Genomic DNA, 16,584 nt, shown 5'->3' with positions numbered 1-16,584 from the left:
AGATATCCTGTGATCTTAACGGGAGCTCGACCTTAGATCAGGGTCAGCCCAATTACGCATGCTTTGGGCCGTCATCAATCAGTTTGTTGACAAGTGGATCTACATCGCTCCGGCGAATGACGATTGTGAACCCATGGCCGTCATTTCAAATATCACGCTGCAATGATTCTTTGGCAGACACCTGAGGCATGCAATCGCCATGCACTGTGAAAGGCAGACTGCGCGCTGAAACATGTGCTGACCTAACCTGTCATTGTCGTCACAAAATGTCCTTCCTATATGCGCATTGACGGGCATTGGAGGTTAAATCGGATGGCTCGAACATTTGTTCTGATGGCTGCGATGACAGCCTTTGTGAGTATGATCGGGCTCATGTTGGGCGGTGAGGCAGGGCTGATCATCGCACTCGTTATTGCTTTTGCAATGAACTTCAATTCCTACTGGAACTCGGACAAGGCCGTCCTGCGCATGCACGGGGCGCGGCCCATTGATGCGCGCTCGGCGCCGGAACTGTGGCAGATGACCCAGGCTATGGTCAGGAAAGCAGGTATGCCGATGCCCGCGCTCTACATCATCGAGACCGAGCAGCCCAATGCCTTCGCCACCGGGCGCAACCCGGAAAATGCCGCCGTCGCTGTCACGCGCGGTCTGATGCGCAATATGAGCCGCGAAGAGATCGCGGGCGTGGTCGCTCATGAGCTGGCACATATCAAGAACCGCGATACCCTTACGATGACGATCACCGCGACGCTGGCTGGGGCGGTGTCTATGCTGGCGAATTTCGCGTTGTTTTTTGGCGGTGGGCGGGATCGCCCCCTAGGGCTCATCGGTACCATCGCAATGATGATCCTCGCGCCCTTGGCCGCAGGCATGGTGCAGATGGCGATCAGCCGGGTGCGCGAGTATGAGGCGGACGCCGAGGGGGCTGCAATCTGTGGCAATCCCGAATGGCTGGCGTCTGCGCTTGCGCGACTGGGCCAGCTCTCTGGCCGGATCGACAACATCGCCGCCGAGCGCAACCCGGCGACGGCGCACATGTTCATCGTCAACCCTCTTCACATGCAGGCGATGGACAGTTTGTTCGCCACGCACCCGTCGATCGAAAAGCGCATTGCAAGGCTCAAGACGCTCGATGGTACCCGCCCACAGAGCGGCATCAGTCAACCGTCAGGGGATGGACCTTGGGGATAGTTGAATCACGCGCGGGAATTCACTAACTAACGCTGCGATCGGAATTTGGAGGTAAAAGCCATGACAGAGACCCTTGAGAAAGAAACGTTTTCCTTCCAGACGGAAGTGGGCCAGCTATTGGAGATTGTTGCGGGCTCACTCTATTCCAACCGCGAGGTGTTTTTGCGCGAGCTGGTCTCCAATGCGTCCGACGCCTGCGACAAGCTGCGATATGCCGCTCTGACGGACGCTGCGCTTGCGCCCTCCGGAGAATTTGCGATCACGCTGGAAAGTGACGCCAAGACAAAGACGCTGTCGATCTCAGATAACGGCATCGGTATGAACCACGCCGATCTGCTTGAGACTCTGGGCACCATCGCCAGATCCGGTACTGGAGCATTCCTCGAAGCGCTCAAGGCTGAGGATAAGGACAAGCCCGGCCTTATCGGCCAGTTCGGTGTGGGCTTCTATTCAGCCTTCATGGTGGCCTCCCGGGTCGACGTGGTGACGCGCAAGGCGGGCGAAGCCGAGGCTTGGCTCTGGTCCTCCGACGGCAAAGGTGAATTCTCTATCGAGCCAGCCGAGCGCGCGACCAATGGCACAACGGTCACGCTGCACCTCAAGAAAGACGCCAAGGAATTTGCCGAAGAGCGCCGCATCCGGCACATCATCAAGACCTATTCCGAGCATATCAGCTTCCCGGTCAACCTGGGGGAACAGACCCTGAACGCCGCCGAAGCGCTCTGGACACGGGCACCGAAGGACATCTCTGAGGAGCAATATACCGATTTTTACCGCCATAGTTCGCACGCCTTCGACGAACCTTGGCACGTGATGCATAACAAGGTGGAAGGCACGCTCAACCACACCAGCTTACTGTTCGTCCCCAGCACCCAGCCGTTTGATCTCTTCGAGCCCGAGCGCAAGAGCCATTTAAAGCTCTACGTCAACCGGGTCTTCATCTCCGAGACTACGAAAGACCTGATCCCGGCTTACTTGCGTTTTCTGCGCGGGGTGGTGGACAGCCAGGACCTGTCGCTCAACGTCTCGCGAGAAATGCTGCAGACCGACCCGCAGCTTGCTAAGATCAGGACCTCGATCACCAAGAAGGTTCTGAATGAACTGAAGAAAAAGGCCAACAAGGCACCAGAGGGTTACGCGCAGTTCTGGGACAATTTCGGCGCTGTGCTCAAGGAAGGTCTGGTCGAGGATGCAGCGCTGCGCGACCGCCTTCTTGAGGTTTGTCGCTTTGCATCCACCGGCGAGGGTGATCTGACGAGCCTTACCGACTACGTGGCGCGCATGAAAGAGGGGCAAGAGGTAATCTTCTACATCGCGGGCGAGGATGCCACCAAGCTGGCCCAGTCCCCCCATCTCGAGGGCTTCAAGGCCAAGGGGGTCGAGGTCCTACTCCTGTCCGATCACGTGGACGAGTTCTGGTTGCAGCACATCACCGAATTTGATGGCAAGCCGTTCAAATCCATCACTCGCGGGGCCGCTGATCTGGACAAGATTGATGCGGATGACACCAAGGATAAGGCAGATAAACCTGATGAGGCTGATCTTGCCGGGCTCATCGCCGCCATCAAGGCGGAGTTGGGCGACGCGGTCAAGGACGTGCGACCGTCGAAACGTCTGACAGACAGTCCCGTTTGCCTTATCGCCGATGACGGCGACATGGATGTCAATCTGGAGCGCTTGCTGAAGCGCCACGGGCAGTTGCAACACGGCGTCCCACGTGTTCTTGAACTTAACCCCAGCCATGCGATCATCATCAAACTTGCAGATCGCGCCAAGGGCGAGAACGCAATTGACGATGAGCTCTTGAAAGACGCCGCCCACCTCTTGCTGGATCAGGCCCGTATCGTCGAAGGTGAAACCCCGACCGACCCGCCCGAATTTGCGAGGCGTTTTGGAAACGTTCTGGCACGTGCCGTCGCCACATAGGGATGCCACTGAGATTGGCACTGTTGTTTGCAGCCGCAGCGAAAAGCAGGAATGAAAGGCTGCACCGCAGCGTCACAGATACATAATAGACGGCAGCAATGGGCCGCCCATCCCGTCCGCAAAGGCTCGTAAGAATCCAAGCGGGTTGGTAACCTGCTAACCCGGCTGCGTGACTTGCAACCGATGATAGGAAAGGTTTCAGGTTTCGCTCTCTGACAACCAAGATAACACAGCCAGAAAGAATTCTCTTTCGGTGGTGATATCGAGCTTTCTGTACATTCGCTTTCGATGGTTTTTTACCGTTCCAATACTGATCCCAAGGTTTTCTGCAATGCTGGCTGTTGGATGTCCTTGTAGTACCAATTTGCTGATCGCTATTTCCCGCGGTGTGAGCAACTCCGAGTAGAGATTTTCAATCACTTCTTCTAGGGAAAGAGAAGGATGCGCCTTTTCACGTATGGTCACCAAAATGACCTTTCCGCCAGGTGCGAGCGCAAAATCCTCTTCCAAGTTGAGAGATGTCACATAACCACCAGCTGAAGGTATTTCATTGGTCTGGTCGGTGTGGGACAGCGCAAACACTGCGTTAGACAGCTCGGCGTATCTGCCAACTGTTACTTCCCAGTTTTCGCTGGAAAACACCGTGTTACCGTCTCGATCCAGAACAGAAAATACATCCACACCGCTGACCAATTTCATCGCAGGAACGCCTGATCTAAGATTTCTTAGGGCCAGTCTCGTGTTGAGTGAATGGAGCGCACAGATCAGAGGGAAGCCAAAGCGGCAAACATTTTGAAGGCGGAACTCAAACGACAAGGTGTTACCTACGCTCAGCTTGCGGAGATGATCGGGGACAAAGAGCCTAACGTCAGAAACAAGTTGTCACGGGGCAAGTTTAGTGCGGCGTTTCTTCTTCAGTCTCTGGCGGCAATTGGTCAGACTGATCTTCGATTAAGCTAGGCTTGTCTTGATCGGTCAGAAGGTCCGCTGGCGGCATGGGTGAAATCCAATTGAGCCAGTTAAGATTTTCTATTCTAAGCACTTCTTTCAGCTCAAGAAATAACGTTACTCGATGGAACGTGCAGCCACGAAACTTACAGTTTCGAAAGAGTATGCCGTTGTAGAACTGGCGCTCCCCGCTAAGAGAGACTGCGTCCACCAAGCCCGGTTGAACGTCATCTACTGAGTTATCAAGCTCGAAGTACATATTCGCCGGGCCAACAATCTCGCAATCCACAAACGTCTTTCCAACAACTCGGGGCTGCGATGGCAATACAAAATCATTCAAGTAAATGCGTTTACCCTCAAACACTCGCGCCAAAGGGTCAACTCCGCCACTTTCCTGCATAAAATTGGCGTCATAGCGCGATCTAACCGAGCGTTGCTGCCCCGTACCGTAAATAAGAACGGATAGCACATAGCAAAACAGTCCAGCAAAGCCAGCAACAACCCATGACAGGGGGCGTATTGGCTAAACACACCAGTCGCCTTTGTTGCCCAGGCAGGCAGCGCGAAACTCCCCGCTGGCACAAGTAGGCTCCAAATCACTGTCGCCAGCGATAGCCGCCACTCGAAATGCATAAAAACTGATTGAGCCGCTTGAACATTCGAGAACTCTGCTTGAGTGCAAGTTGGTTGTGGAGTCCTATTCAATTTCCCGAACCTTGGTGCGTTTGATACATAAGGCCGGCTTTGTCCGCTGTCCGGCCATCCACCTAACGAGCGACCATCGTCTGCTATGCGGGAGGTCTGGACTTTCGTTGCAGCCACGACAATGGCGGCTTCGAAGAATACCCGGGCAGTTCGTGATAGCTTGCGAAGCCAGTTTCTTTGTTTGAGACTTCGGAAGCCTGCCCGATCATGTCTTGGAGCGCGGGTTTGGTCTGAATTATCCGCGATACGGCTCGATCCTGTCAGCCGACAGCGCATAACCGATATCCGCGAGGTGTGTGGAGACCGATGACACGGCAAACATACCAGTCACGTGAACCGCTTCGTACAATCCTGCACTCTCATATGGTTCTTCTGTCGTCACGAATACCAACTGGTTGGCGGGCGGTGGCGGGACGTGGACGCAGGCACCGACAAACGGCACAAGAATGAAAGCGACGATTCCGGTGCCCCTTTGATCAATTGGCACGACGAACCCCGGCAGTCGAACAATCTGCCCGTTCCAATCCGTTCTCGTCCCGCTCGACGCTGGTTGCTGGCTGGAGAGGGGCGCGCTTTCATGGTCGATCAGACCTTGCAAGACATTCGGAGCGGAGGTCTGATCTTCGGGGAGAAGGTCATTCCAACTCAGGTCAACGACATCTTCAGCTTTCGAGACCTGCGGCAACAGCGTTGACGCGGTCAGGCCCACCAGTACCGATCGTCGGTGAACGGCGCGTTTCACCATACATAGACTGCCATTTCATCAGCGGAGATCGAATAGCCCGTTTTACCAAGGTTGGTCGATTGCAACTGGGTTCGCATGGTTCCCGTCACCCAGACAGGATCCCAGAGCTGATCGCCCGGCCAGGGGTTTTTCGCATTGACCATAACAAGTTGATTTGCCGGTGGTGGTGGCGTGTGAATACAAGCGCCAACATAGGGAACAAGCATGAATTCTTTCACGCCTTTGGCGCTGACATCGAAGGGAATGATGAAGCCGGGCATCTTGATATATGCACCATTCAGCGCCTCGTTCAGCTTGATGCCATTCGCGTCATAAATGGGGTTCCAGAGATCGTTGGCTTCGTCCATCTCACCTTCGCCGATGATCTCGGAATATGGAACACCCGGAGGGATAAGATCATCCCACGTGATTTCTTGCGGAGTACTGGCAAAAGCAGACTTCGGGGCAAATGCAGATGCTGTCAGAAGCGACAGCGCAGACCTTCGGTTCAGCATTGAATACCTCATTCTCAACATCACGTTTTCACCATCATACCATCTGCAAGGGACATTCTGTAAGCCCTCAGTGCCGGGAAAAGGCTCACGATTGCGCCAGCACCGATGACCGCCAGAATAACAATTGCTTCGCGCATCGTGGGCGCGTCGATGGGCAACCAAAGACCGAAGGCACTGTCCAGAACCGGTTGCGCAATCATCAGGCCGACATAGAGAAAGGCCAAACCAAGCACGGCCCCGATGGCCGCCATCAGCATCGCCTCAAGCACCAACAGGCTGAGGATCGTCATTGGTTTCGCACCCATGGCTCGAAAGATTGCCATTTCGCGGCGGCGTTCATTCAGGCTGGAAAAGATCGTTGCCATCATTCCGATCAATGCCGTGACAACCACCATCGCCGAGACGGCCAAGAGCGCCGTTTCGGCAATGCCAACAATGCCCCAGAGCTCCTGCAAGGCGACGCCGGGAAGGATCGCCAGCAGCGGTTCCTCCGGATATTCATTGATCGCGCGTTGAAGGGCGAAAGTCTGCAACGGGCTGTCGACACCGACAAGCGCCGCCGTCACAGCCTTCGGCGTCAGCTCCATCATGCGGATAACATCGGCAGGCGTCGATTGCCCGGGGATTTGAGCACCACTTTGCCAATCCACATGGATTGCCTCAATCGCTTCCAGGCTGACAATGACGGTCCGGTCCACCGGTGTGCCCGTTTTCGCCAGAATGCCCGACACGCGGAACGGCTGGTCCTTATGCTCGGTAAAAGAGGCGAGACCGTGGGCAACAACAATCGGGTCATCCACGTTATAGCCCAAAGTCGTGGCGACATCCGCGCCGATGACCGTATCGAAGAGGTCATCCATGATGACGCCCTGGGCCAGCCCCAGCGACCTGCCCTGCCGAAATTTGTAATGCTCAAAGAAATCTTGCGTCGTGCCCATGACACGAAATTGCCGGTGGCTGTCGCCCAAGGAAATCGGAACAATCCATTCAACATCCGACCGTGCTGCAATGTCCTGATAGCTCTGCCACGTAACATTGTTGGTCGCATTGCCAATGCGGAACACGGAGTAGAGCAAGAGCTGAACCGAGCCTGACCGGGCGCCGACGATCAGGTCCGTGCCCGAGATCGTATCGGCAAAACTGGACTTCGCCCCGGTGCGCACCTTTTCGACACCGAGGTAGAGCGCGACCGACAGCGCAATCGCAAGGATGGTCATGCCCACCGTAAGCGCGCGCGCAAAGAGAGATGCGATGGCAAGGCGCAGGATCATGCGGCGGCCCGCGTGATTTGGGCAATGTCTTCCATGCGCACAACGCGGTCGAAGCGTTCCGCCAGTCGCGGATCATGGCTGACCATCAGGAGCGAGGTGTCGTTGGCTGATGCCTGTTGAAAGAGCAGGTCAAGAAAGGCAATCTGGCTGTTTGCATCCAGGGCAGACGTCGGTTCGTCTGCGATAATAAGTGGCGGCCGGCCGATCAGCGCCCGTGCCACGGCCACCCGCTGCTGCTGGCCCACACTCAGCGCATTGGCCTTGGCGGCAAACACATCCGCTGGCAAACCAAGTTGCTCACACAAGGCTGCGGCTGCTGCCTTTGCGTCCCCCGCACGTTTGCGCCGATCCGGGGCAAATCGGAGGGGCAGAAGGATGTTGTCGGCCACCGTTCCGAAAGGCAGGAGATTGAACTGCTGAAAGATCACGCCTATCTGTTCAGCGCGGAACCTGTCACGTGCGCCGCCCGACAGCATCGTGATATCTGTTCCGGCGACCCGCACCGTCCCTTTATGGGGAAGGATGGTACCGCAAATCAGCGACAACAGCGTGGATTTACCCGATCCGCTTTCGCCCAGGAGCAATACGGTTTCGCCCTTATCAACAGTGAAGTTGGACAAAGACAGAGCGAACCTCGTTCGACCGGGCCAATGAAAGCCGACTTCTGAGAGTTCAAGGACGGGCGGCGTCACCTTAGAAAAGGCTCCGCAGATCGAGAACCGGCGCATCACGTTCCACTTCAAACGCCTGCGCGCCAGAACTGGTAATGATCTGTACCTCCAGTTCACGCGCGTTTTCAAAGGCATCGAAATAAGCGAAGCTGATTTCGGTCAAAGCCGTCGGATTGGCGCAGGCAAGGGTATACTCGGCATGAAACTCTGTATGCCCGGCTTCGTCCGCATGTTCCTCATGCTCGGCATGTTCCTCGTGTTCGGCATGATCATCATCATGCTCAGTATGCTCATCATGATCCGTATGGTCGTCATGGTCGTCATGGTCGTCATGATCTGCATGCTCGTCGTGGGTCTCTTCACTCTCCAGCTTGGCGCTTGCCTTGGTCACGGAACATTCAGCCGCGGCGGGCGGTACGAACAGGTTTAGGGGTGTCGCAAGTGTTGCAACCGCGGCGTCCACCGACGCGCGATCTGCTTCACTTACAGCGGCATGTTCGAAACCGACGATATCCGCGCCCGGGGCATGGAATTCCATGGCCACCGTCGTGCCTTCAATGGCAATGTTCAGGGCACCAACACCGTGCTCATGGGCGTCAAGCTGACGGGTGTCTTCTGCAAGTGCGGGGACGGCAGCGAAAATGGTAATCAGCGAAAGTGTCTGTTTCATGGTGTGTCCAATCCGATTGAGTTGCGTGAAGTCAGGCCGCGCAGGTTCCGCATTGCCCGTGAATTTCAACGATGTGCCGCTCTGCGTGGAATGCGCTACGGTCCGTTAGCTTTGTCAGTTGTGGCAAGAGACCGCTGCCGTCATGCTCTTCGACTGATCCACAGCCTTCACAAATCGCAAGGACCGGTACACTTTCGGCATGTTTGCACCGACAGGGTACAAAGGCCTTGATGGATTCAAGCCTGTGTGCGCGCCCTTGGTCGGTCAGCGCCAACAGAGTGCGATAAACGGTCGGCGGCGCGATATCCGGCTCACTCGCCTGTAGCTCTTCAAGAATTTGATAGGCTGTCATCGGCTTCTGGCGTGCATTCAATACACTTAAAACATCGTCTTGCCGTGCAGCAGCGCGCTTTCTCATGAAAGAACCTCCCATATTCCTGGTTTTGTTATTTTATAATGTAACAAAATTCAAGGCAGGAAGAGATGGTCGCTACGACACTGCAATCAAATGGGCTGAGCACGCGACACACCGGATGCCAAATTGGTACGTCGCGCATTTTCTAGCTGCGAGCAATTTGGCGCTTGAACACCCAGAAGACACTGCCAAAGTGGTCAACTTCTGTCAGGACGCGCTGCCCGAAATCTGCGTTAAAGACCTTGATCGTTTATCTCTGAAGGATCCCGACAAAATGGGCGAACTGCGGAGACGTTTATTCAAGGCAGGTTTTTCCAGATAACTGGTTGCTCATGAGAAGCCCTATTTGACGGGTCCAAGTTGATTGTTAGTGCATGATCGGCCTGTGTTCCATCGGGATGATGGTTTCCGGCCCCGGAGGGCGATAGCCCAGTGCACTGTGTGGTCCATTGCCTGGCAGTCGACACGCAGTATCGATGAGAAGGGTTTGGTGTTGTAGTGTTTCCTCCATTCTTCGATGATGATTTGCGCTTCTCTGAGCGAGTAGAAGATTTCCCTGTTCAACAGCTCATCTCTCATTTGACCGTTGAAGCTTTCGCAGTATCCATTCTCCCAAGGCGAACCTGGCCCAATGTATAACGTTCTGGCTCCGACAGCCGCAATCCAGTCGCGAACCGCCAGGGCAACGAACTCAGGGCCGTTATCTGAACGGATGTAGGACGGTGCGCCTCGCAGGATGAACAGATCCGTCAGAGCGTCGATGACATCGGTAGAGTTCAGCTTCCGCTTCACCCTGATCGTTAGGCATTCCCGACTGAACTCTCCAATGATGTTCAGTGTACGAAAGGCCTTTCCGTCATCGGTGCGGCAATGCACGAAGTCATAGGACCACACGTGGTTACGATGCTCTGGTCGAAGTCGAACATAGGAGCCATCGTTCAGCCAGTGCCGTCCTTGCTTTGGTTGCTCGTGCGGAACCTTCCGGCCCTCTCGCTTCTAGAGCCGTTCGATGCGACCATCACTGACAGACCATCCTGCCTCTCTCAGCAACACCGCGACCCGGCGATAGCCGTATCTGCCATATTGCCTGGCCAGCTCAATCATATCGGCCACCAGTCGTTCTTCATCTGGTCCGCCCCGCGGAATCCGTCTTTGCGTGGATCGGTGTTGTCTCAAAACTCGACATTCACGGCGCTCGGAGACTTTGAACTGGCTGCGAACATGATCAATACAGGCACGGCGACGAGCGGGGCTTAGAAGTTTCCCCTCGATGCTTCCGATAGGATCAGCTTGTCGAGCGTCAGGTCTGACACCGCACGCCTCAGCCGCTCATTTTCCTTCTGAAGCCGCTTCAGTTCCTTCAATTGTTCTACGCCCATTCCGCCGTACTGCTTGCGCTAGCGGTAGTAGGTCTGTTCCACAACGCTCATCTGTTTGATCGCATCCAGGCGCGGCATGCCTTGCCCCATCAGAACTTCAACCTGCCGTAGCTTCGAGACAATCTCTTCCGGCTTCGGTCTTCTGTTCGCCATTCTCTGATCCTCCGTTTCCTAATCTTAACGGTGGACCCAATCAAATGGGGAGGCTCAGTGCCGCCGTCACAAGCAGGATTTTCTGGCATTTCCAACACGATTTTTGACATCATTTTGACCCAAAAATCCACGCATCAGCTGCGCTGTCGGCGACAATACAAAGGTCGTAAATGCAGGGTAAAAGGGTTGTTTGACTATTGGAATTCAGGCAGGCTCGCGCCACGACCCCCCAAAAAAATTACAAAAGGGAGAGTAATATGAAGATAAGTATTTGGTTGGGCGGTGCGATCACTGCTGTTTCAATTGCTTTGAGCGGCTTGGCCGCGCACGCACAAAAAGCGGGTGGCACATTGGTGATGCTCGTTCAACCGGAGCCGCCTTCTCTGGCGTCCTACATTTCAACATCTGGCCCGATCGGGCTTGTCGCTCCAAAAATTTATGATGGGTTGCTTGATTACGACAAGGACCTGAAAGGCATCCCTTCCCTTGCCGAGAGTTGGGAAGTCAGTGACGATGGCAAGACTGTTACATTCAATCTGCGCCAGGGCGTGAAATGGCACGATGGAGAGCCCTTTACGTCAGCCGACGTGCAATTCACCGTGATGGAAGTGCTCAGAAAAGTGCACCCGCGCGGCCCGAACTCGTTCAAAGAAGTCACCTCGATCGACACGCCCGATGATCATACAGCCGTATTTAACCTGGCCAATCCCGCGCCTTACATGATGCGTTCTCTGGGCGCGTATGAATCGCCGATGGTGCCCAAACACCTGCTGGACGGACAGGACGTCAAGAGTGCGAGCCTGGCCAATAACCCGGTCGGAACCGGACCATTCAAGTTCGTTGAATGGAAGAAAGGCCAGTTCATCCGTCTGGATAAGAACGAGGAGTACTGGAAAGAAGGGTTGCCCTATCTGGACCGTATCGTCGGTCGCTTTATCCCTGACGCCTCGACCCGCGCCGCTGCCATGGAAAATGGTGAAGTACACTACGGTGCATATGGCGCGATCCCGAATGTCGATGTGGTACGTCTGAGAGAACTCGACAGCATCGGTGTAACAACGGATGGGTATGCGATGATCAATCCGGTCTCGCTTATCGAGTTCAACACAACTGAACCGCCGTTTGACAAACCAGAGATCCGCCAGGCCATTTCGATGGCGATTGACCGCCAGTTCCTGATTGACAACATCTGGTTTGGCTACGGCAATCCTGCCACCAGCGCGCTGTCGAGCAGCTATGCGGCCACAGGCCTCTATGCGCCGGGAATGCCGAATTATCCGGCAAACGCCGATATCGAAGCAGCCGTCAAGATACTGGACGATGCCGGAATCGCACCCGATGCGGATGGCGTGCGCGCCAAGGCAGTTCTGGACCTGATCCCATATGGCGAAGACTGGCGCCGAGCGGGCGAATATATGAAGCAAGCGCTTGGCGATATCGGTATCGAACTGGAGTTGCGCTATGAAGACGTGCCAACCTGGCTGAAGCGGGTTTATGCGGACTATGATTTCCGCATGAATGTGAACTACTTCTACCAGCTGCCAGATCCGGTACTGGGGGTTCACCGTCATTACGGCACTGACCAGATCCGGCAGGGTACGCATTTTGTGAATTCGTCGCGCTACAGCAATCCGAAACTGGATCAATTGCTGGCAGACGGCGCGCGCGAAGCGAATGCTGAAACGCGTAGCGCGATGTACAAGGAAATTCAGGAGATTCTGGCCAACGATTTGCCTGTCGTGAACCTCTTCGAAATGAAATTCCTGACAGTTTACAACTCCAAACTAAAGGGGCACGATCTCTCTGGCTTCGGGGCTTATGGCTCTTTTGACCAGGTTTGGTTTGATGACTGACGCGGCACCCCTGGGTGTCGGCCGTAACCGGCCGGCACCAGAATGAATCACACAGCAAAACGCCTGCGATATGTTCTGAAACGGTTATTGCAGGCGATTCCGATTGTCTTTGCAATCGTCGTCGTGAATTTCTTCCTGTTGCAAATGGCAGAGGGGGATGCGGTTGACGTGCTGGCTGGCGAGGCCGGGTCGGCAACGCCCGAATATATGGCCGAACTGCGCGAGAAGTTTGGGCTCGACAAACCGCTTCCGGTGCAACTGGCGGTATATCTGAAGAACGTACTAGCCTTTGATCTCGGTTATTCTTTCCGGCATGAAATGCCAGTACTCGACCTCGTTCTGGACCGCTTTTTCCCGACCCTATTGCTGATGACCAGTACCATTGTTCTGGCGGTTGGTGTGGGTATCGTAATGGGCCTGCTGGCGGCGACCGGTCTGAACACCTGGCGTGACACGCTTATTTCAGTCTTCGCGTTGCTGACCTATGCAACACCTCTATTCTGGGTGGGACTGATGTTTATCGTGGTGTTCGCCCTAAACCTTGGCTGGTTCCCCACCAGTGGCATGGAAAACATCGCCGCGTTTTATGAGGGCTGGGACAGGGTATGGGATATCGCGCACCATCTAGTGCTTCCGACAATCACCCTCTCTTTGTTTTACCTAGCGCTCTATACGCGTCTGATGCGCGCCTCGATGCTGGAACAGGCCGGGATGGATTACGTGACCACGGCGCGTGCAAAAGGGTTGACCGAGCGACGCATCATGTTTGTCCATGTCCTGCGCAACGCGCTTTTACCGGTTGTCACGATGGCAGGGGTGCAGGTGGGTGCACTGATCGGTGGCTCGGTTATTGTCGAATCCGTTTTTGCATGGCCGGGGCTTGGAATGCTTGCCTTCGAAGCGCTCTTTTCGCGCGACCTGAACCTGCTTTTGGGGATATTCCTTTTGTCGGCGCTGCTGGTTGTCGGCGTCAACCTGATCGTCGATATCGTCTATTCGTGGCTTGACCCGCGCATCGAGGTGGATTGATGCGGGATTTCTGGAAACTTTATCGCCGTAATCGCTCGGCCGTGGGGGGGCTTGTGATCCTCAGCCTGGTTATTCTGATGGCTGCTACGGCCCATCTGATCTTTCCGGAGGATCCATTCAGACTGGCAGGGAAATCCATGCAGCCCCCGGGTGAAGGTGGTTTTCTGCTGGGCAGTGACAGCCTGGGGCGCGACGTCGCTGCCGGCATTGCGCATGGGGCAAAAACCTCTCTCTTTATCGGGCTTCTTGCCACCATTGTGGCGGTCGGATTTGGCACGGTCATGGGGGGGCTTGCGGGCTATTATGGCGGCAGGATCGATAATCTTTTGATGCGCACGACCGAGATGTTTCAAACGATCCCGTCCTTCGTCTTTGCGATCCTGTTGGTCGCGATCATGAAGCCCTCTATCGAAAGCATCGTGATTGCCATTGCAGTGGTTTCCTGGCCTGCGGTTGCGCGGCTGGTTCGGGGTGAATTTCTATCGCTCAAGAACCGTGAATTCGTTCAGGCCTGCCACACGGTTGGCATGGGAGATGCACAGATCATGCTTCGCGAAATTCTGCCAAACTGCCTGTCACCGATCATCGTCATCGGCTCGTTGATGGTCGCAACCGCGATCCTGATAGAAAGCGGCCTGGCATTTCTGGGACTGGGTGACCCGAATATCATGAGTTGGGGATTCCAAATCGGCGCAGGGCGCACCTTGTTGCGCTCGGCATGGTGGGTTTGCACTTTCCCCGGCATTGCCATCCTGATCACCGTGCTGGCGATCAATTTGGTCGGCGAAGGCTTGAACGATGCGCTGAACCCGCGTTTGCGAGAACGCCAATGAGTTCACCACTGCTGGAAATCCGAAATCTGCATATCTGTCTGCCCGAAGGCTCCGAAAGGGCCTTTGCAGTTGAGGAAGTTGACCTTGATCTCGCGCCGAATGAAATCCTGTGTATCGTAGGCGAGAGCGGTTCGGGCAAGTCACTGACGGCGCGCGCTGTGATGGGATTGCTGCCAAAACCCCATGTGCGTATTGCAGAGGGAAGTATTCGATTTGGCGATGAGAACCTGGCCGATGTGGCGGATGCCCGGATGCGCCAGATACGCGGCAGCGAAATCTCGATGATCTTTCAGGAACCGATGACGGCGCTCAACCCGGTCATGACCATTGGTGACCAGATCGACGAAGTGTTCCGTTTTCACGAAACCATGCGACGCAAAGAGCGGCGCGAACGCGCGATTGCCCTGCTTGCCGACGTTCATCTGCCTGACCCAGGCCATATCATGCGTTCCTATCCGCATGAACTATCCGGTGGGCAACGCCAGAGGGCGATGATTGCGATGGCCCTCGCGCTTGACCCGAAAATTCTGATCGCGGACGAACCGACAACGGCGCTGGATGTCACCACGCAGGCGCAAATTCTTAAGCTGATCAAAGAAATGCAGGCTGCGCATAACACCGGTGTGCTGTTCATCACGCATGACTTCGGTGTTGTCGCCGATATCGCGGATCGCGTCGCGGTGATGCAGCAGGGTAAGCTTGTCGAGGCTGGTACCGCTGACGAAGTCCTGAATGCCCCTAAGCATCCCTACACTCAAGCGCTGATCGCTGCTGTCCCCAGCCTGACACCACGTCCGCCACGCAAGCAATCGACCGAACCGGTGCTTCAGGTGGAAAACCTTGAAAAGGTGTTCCGCAGCGGCGGCGGCTTCTTTGGGCTTGGCGGTAGCGAGCGGGTAGTGAAAGCAGCGCAGGATGTGAACCTCGAATTGCGGCGTGGCGAAACACTGGGAATTGTGGGCGAAAGCGGATCGGGGAAGTCCACTGTCGCCCGTTGCATTGTGCGCCTTGTCGATGCTGACAAGGGGAAGATTCTGCTCAACGGTACGGACCTGCAACCGCTCAACCGCGCTGAAATGCGCCCGCATCGCTCCAGCATTCAAATGATGTTCCAGGATCCCTTCGCATCGCTTAACCCGCGTTCGAAAGTTGGCAAGATCATTACCCAAGGCCCTTTGTTGCAAGGCATCGCAAAGGACGAGGCAGAGGCAAAAGCCCGAGAGTTGCTCTCAATCGTCGGCTTGGACGTTCGCGCCTATGATCGTTTTCCGCACGAGTTTTCGGGTGGGCAGCGCCAACGCATCGGTATTGCCCGCGCACTGGCGCTGAACCCGGATGTGTTGGTTGCCGACGAACCGGTATCTGCGCTGGACGTTTCGATCCAGGCGCAGATTCTGCGACTTCTGGATGAAATCCGCGAGCGGATGACGCTGTCGATGATCTTCATTACCCACGATCTACGGGTCGCGGCGCAGGTCTGTGATCGTCTCGCAGTGATGAGATACGGCGAGGTTGTCGAAACCGGTCCTACTGCGGAAATCTTTCGTGACCCGCAGGCAGAATACACAAAAGACCTGCTTGCTGCAGTTCCGGGCAAATCATGGCATCCTGACTAGCCAGACTATTTTCCCCACGGCTTCTTCGTTTTATTCAAGCCAGTGTGCCCAATGTCAGCAGTGATGGGTTTCACTCGTCGATTTCGATATATTGAGGAAATGGGAACCTCTCCCCAAACAACTGACTGACATCAAAAACCGTTGAAACCGATCAGAAAAGATCCGCCTAGATCACGCCTGCAAGCATGTGGGTTTTTGCGATCAGATGGCTCTTACCGGCGGCCTTATCAAGCGCCCGCGCTCCTCCGTCGCCAAGTGACATGCAGAAATCTAACAGGTACTTCACGCTACCTGCCACGATGAGCTCGCTTGGCATGCCGATAGAGCGTATTTGCATCTGGTTTGAGGTTTGAACCTGCGTTCTTAATAATATTTGCAGCCAGGTGAAAAAAATTTCAGCTTAGAGTTCGAGCTTGCTGATTGCAGTCTGCACGAGTTTGCGGCTGGCGCTGTCTTCATCCGTCGCAGCCTCGAATTTTTCCATTGCGATAAGGGCATATTGCTTCATCTGCGGGCCATAGGTGTCGTCCTGCCAAGCGGCCGCAGCAGTTGTGCATACCAAAAGCAGCATGACCAGACGAGCATAGAAACGGGCCGTCTTGGCCCGCGTCTTGTAACGCTCTCGTCGCGCCTCTCGTTTCGCAAACGCATATTCCATCGCGACAGAATGCCCGACACTCGTGGC

Annotated in this window: 17 protein-coding genes and 1 pseudogene; 8 read left to right on the top strand and 10 right to left on the bottom strand. The window is 55.3% G+C overall.

Annotation, left to right across the window (positions count from 1 at the left end):
- Window positions 1–312: 312 nt before the first annotated feature.
- Entirely contained in the window at window positions 313–1,191 is an 879-nt protein-coding gene (htpX, locus tag Q1B27_RS17930; protein WP_299849495.1) for a zinc metalloprotease HtpX, read from the top strand.
- Between the two features lie 60 nt (window positions 1,192–1,251).
- Entirely contained in the window at window positions 1,252–3,117 is a 1,866-nt protein-coding gene (htpG, locus tag Q1B27_RS17925; RefSeq protein WP_299849493.1) for a molecular chaperone HtpG, read from the top strand.
- Window positions 3,118–3,315: 198 nt separating this feature from the next.
- On the opposite strand, the gene Q1B27_RS17920 is transcribed toward htpG, so the two are convergent.
- The gene (locus Q1B27_RS17920) at window positions 3,316–3,816 is read right to left on the bottom strand and encodes a LuxR C-terminal-related transcriptional regulator (protein ID WP_299849491.1); all 501 of its coding nucleotides are present in this window, start codon (window positions 3,814–3,816) and stop codon (window positions 3,316–3,318) included.
- Window positions 3,817–3,867: 51 nt separating this feature from the next.
- Here Q1B27_RS17920 and Q1B27_RS17915 point away from each other — a divergent pair, with 51 nt between their 5' ends.
- Window positions 3,868–4,077, top strand: a complete 210-nt coding sequence (locus Q1B27_RS17915) for a DUF6471 domain-containing protein (RefSeq protein ID WP_299849489.1) — start codon at window positions 3,868–3,870, stop codon at window positions 4,075–4,077.
- Here the strand turns inward: Q1B27_RS17915 and Q1B27_RS17910 are convergent.
- The 7 genes from Q1B27_RS17910 to Q1B27_RS17880 form a co-directional block, all read right to left on the bottom strand.
- Window positions 4,013–4,465 carry a hypothetical protein gene (locus Q1B27_RS17910; protein ID WP_299849517.1) on the bottom strand — a complete coding sequence of 151 codons (453 nt, stop codon included), beginning with the start codon at window positions 4,463–4,465 and terminating at the stop codon, window positions 4,013–4,015. The two genes, Q1B27_RS17915 and Q1B27_RS17910, sit on opposite strands and share 65 nt — an antisense overlap.
- Before the next feature lie 540 nt (window positions 4,466–5,005).
- Window positions 5,006–5,515, bottom strand: coding sequence for a DUF3299 domain-containing protein (locus Q1B27_RS17905; protein WP_299849487.1), 510 nt, complete (start codon window positions 5,513–5,515; stop codon window positions 5,006–5,008).
- Window positions 5,509–6,009 carry a DUF3299 domain-containing protein gene (locus tag Q1B27_RS17900; RefSeq protein ID WP_299849485.1) on the bottom strand — a complete coding sequence of 167 codons (501 nt, stop codon included), beginning with the start codon at window positions 6,007–6,009 and terminating at the stop codon, window positions 5,509–5,511. The genes Q1B27_RS17905 and Q1B27_RS17900 overlap by 7 nt, the downstream gene beginning before the upstream one ends.
- A gap of 20 nt (window positions 6,010–6,029) precedes the next feature.
- Window positions 6,030–7,280, bottom strand: coding sequence for an ABC transporter permease (locus tag Q1B27_RS17895; protein WP_299849483.1), 1,251 nt, complete (start codon window positions 7,278–7,280; stop codon window positions 6,030–6,032).
- Window positions 7,277–8,008, bottom strand: a complete 732-nt coding sequence (locus tag Q1B27_RS17890; protein ID WP_299849480.1) for an ABC transporter ATP-binding protein — start codon at window positions 8,006–8,008, stop codon at window positions 7,277–7,279. The genes Q1B27_RS17895 and Q1B27_RS17890 overlap by 4 nt, the downstream gene beginning before the upstream one ends.
- Entirely contained in the window at window positions 7,974–8,621 is a 648-nt protein-coding gene (locus Q1B27_RS17885; protein ID WP_299849478.1) for a DUF2796 domain-containing protein, read from the bottom strand. The genes Q1B27_RS17890 and Q1B27_RS17885 overlap by 35 nt, the downstream gene beginning before the upstream one ends.
- Window positions 8,622–8,652: 31 nt before the next feature.
- The gene (locus Q1B27_RS17880; RefSeq protein ID WP_299849476.1) at window positions 8,653–9,039 is read right to left on the bottom strand and encodes a Fur family transcriptional regulator; all 387 of its coding nucleotides are present in this window, start codon (window positions 9,037–9,039) and stop codon (window positions 8,653–8,655) included.
- On the opposite strand from Q1B27_RS17880, the gene Q1B27_RS17875 reads away from it, so the two are divergent.
- The gene (locus tag Q1B27_RS17875; RefSeq protein WP_299849474.1) at window positions 9,038–9,358 is read left to right on the top strand and encodes a hypothetical protein; all 321 of its coding nucleotides are present in this window, start codon (window positions 9,038–9,040) and stop codon (window positions 9,356–9,358) included. The genes Q1B27_RS17880 and Q1B27_RS17875 overlap by 2 nt on opposite strands.
- Before the next feature lie 45 nt (window positions 9,359–9,403).
- Here Q1B27_RS17875 and Q1B27_RS17870 read toward each other — a convergent pair.
- Window positions 9,404–10,568 (bottom strand): annotated as a pseudogene (locus Q1B27_RS17870) (IS3 family transposase).
- A gap of 257 nt (window positions 10,569–10,825) precedes the next feature.
- Here Q1B27_RS17870 and Q1B27_RS17865 point away from each other — a divergent pair.
- From Q1B27_RS17865 to Q1B27_RS17850, 4 genes are read left to right on the top strand one after another with little or no spacing between them, the layout of a single operon-like run.
- Complete coding sequence (locus Q1B27_RS17865) at window positions 10,826–12,421, top strand: ABC transporter substrate-binding protein (RefSeq protein ID WP_299849472.1); 1,596 nt, start codon at window positions 10,826–10,828, stop codon at window positions 12,419–12,421.
- Window positions 12,422–12,463: 42 nt separating this feature from the next.
- Window positions 12,464–13,450 carry an ABC transporter permease gene (locus Q1B27_RS17860; RefSeq protein ID WP_299849470.1) on the top strand — a complete coding sequence of 329 codons (987 nt, stop codon included), beginning with the start codon at window positions 12,464–12,466 and terminating at the stop codon, window positions 13,448–13,450.
- Window positions 13,450–14,283, top strand: coding sequence for an ABC transporter permease (locus Q1B27_RS17855; RefSeq protein ID WP_299849468.1), 834 nt, complete (start codon window positions 13,450–13,452; stop codon window positions 14,281–14,283). The genes Q1B27_RS17860 and Q1B27_RS17855 overlap by 1 nt, the downstream gene beginning before the upstream one ends.
- Window positions 14,280–15,899 carry an ABC transporter ATP-binding protein gene (locus Q1B27_RS17850; RefSeq protein WP_299849466.1) on the top strand — a complete coding sequence of 540 codons (1,620 nt, stop codon included), beginning with the start codon at window positions 14,280–14,282 and terminating at the stop codon, window positions 15,897–15,899. Before Q1B27_RS17855 ends, Q1B27_RS17850 begins: the two co-directional genes overlap by 4 nt.
- 400 nt (window positions 15,900–16,299) lie before the next feature.
- Here the strand turns inward: Q1B27_RS17850 and Q1B27_RS17845 are convergent, their stop codons facing one another.
- Window positions 16,300–16,557 carry a hypothetical protein gene (locus tag Q1B27_RS17845; RefSeq protein WP_299849463.1) on the bottom strand — a complete coding sequence of 86 codons (258 nt, stop codon included), beginning with the start codon at window positions 16,555–16,557 and terminating at the stop codon, window positions 16,300–16,302.
- Between the last annotated feature and the right edge of the window lie 27 nt (window positions 16,558–16,584).

Source organism: uncultured Roseovarius sp. (genome assembly GCF_947489715.1).
In the GTDB taxonomy this organism is placed as follows: Bacteria; Pseudomonadota; Alphaproteobacteria; order Rhodobacterales; family Rhodobacteraceae; genus Roseovarius.
The sequence above is the reverse complement of the archived record's forward strand: the minus strand, read 5'-3'. Positions and strand labels throughout refer to the sequence as shown.

Bases quoted from the DNA above. Each gene is read 5' to 3' on its own strand.
- htpX (WP_299849495.1), top strand. From the start codon at position 313: ATGGCTCGAACATTTGTTCTGATGGCTGCGATGACAGCCTTTGTGAGT.
- htpG (WP_299849493.1), top strand. From the start codon at position 1,252: ATGACAGAGACCCTTGAGAAAGAAACGTTTTCCTTCCAGACGGAAGTG.
- Q1B27_RS17920 (WP_299849491.1), bottom strand. From the start codon at position 3,816: ATGAAATTGGTCAGCGGTGTGGATGTATTTTCTGTTCTGGATCGAGAC.
- Q1B27_RS17915 (WP_299849489.1), top strand. From the start codon at position 3,868: ATGGAGCGCACAGATCAGAGGGAAGCCAAAGCGGCAAACATTTTGAAG.
- Q1B27_RS17910 (WP_299849517.1), bottom strand. From the start codon at position 4,465: ATGCAGGAAAGTGGCGGAGTTGACCCTTTGGCGCGAGTGTTTGAGGGT.
- Q1B27_RS17905 (WP_299849487.1), bottom strand. From the start codon at position 5,515: ATGGTGAAACGCGCCGTTCACCGACGATCGGTACTGGTGGGCCTGACC.
- Q1B27_RS17900 (WP_299849485.1), bottom strand. From the start codon at position 6,009: ATGCTGAACCGAAGGTCTGCGCTGTCGCTTCTGACAGCATCTGCATTT.
- Q1B27_RS17895 (WP_299849483.1), bottom strand. From the start codon at position 7,280: ATGATCCTGCGCCTTGCCATCGCATCTCTCTTTGCGCGCGCGCTTACG.
- Q1B27_RS17890 (WP_299849480.1), bottom strand. From the start codon at position 8,008: ATGCGCCGGTTCTCGATCTGCGGAGCCTTTTCTAAGGTGACGCCGCCC.
- Q1B27_RS17885 (WP_299849478.1), bottom strand. From the start codon at position 8,621: ATGAAACAGACACTTTCGCTGATTACCATTTTCGCTGCCGTCCCCGCA.
- Q1B27_RS17875 (WP_299849474.1), top strand. From the start codon at position 9,038: ATGAAAGAACCTCCCATATTCCTGGTTTTGTTATTTTATAATGTAACA.
- Q1B27_RS17880 (WP_299849476.1), bottom strand. From the start codon at position 9,039: ATGAGAAAGCGCGCTGCTGCACGGCAAGACGATGTTTTAAGTGTATTG.
- Q1B27_RS17865 (WP_299849472.1), top strand. From the start codon at position 10,826: ATGAAGATAAGTATTTGGTTGGGCGGTGCGATCACTGCTGTTTCAATT.
- Q1B27_RS17860 (WP_299849470.1), top strand. From the start codon at position 12,464: ATGAATCACACAGCAAAACGCCTGCGATATGTTCTGAAACGGTTATTG.
- Q1B27_RS17855 (WP_299849468.1), top strand. From the start codon at position 13,450: ATGCGGGATTTCTGGAAACTTTATCGCCGTAATCGCTCGGCCGTGGGG.
- Q1B27_RS17850 (WP_299849466.1), top strand. From the start codon at position 14,280: ATGAGTTCACCACTGCTGGAAATCCGAAATCTGCATATCTGTCTGCCC.
- Q1B27_RS17845 (WP_299849463.1), bottom strand. From the start codon at position 16,557: ATGGAATATGCGTTTGCGAAACGAGAGGCGCGACGAGAGCGTTACAAG.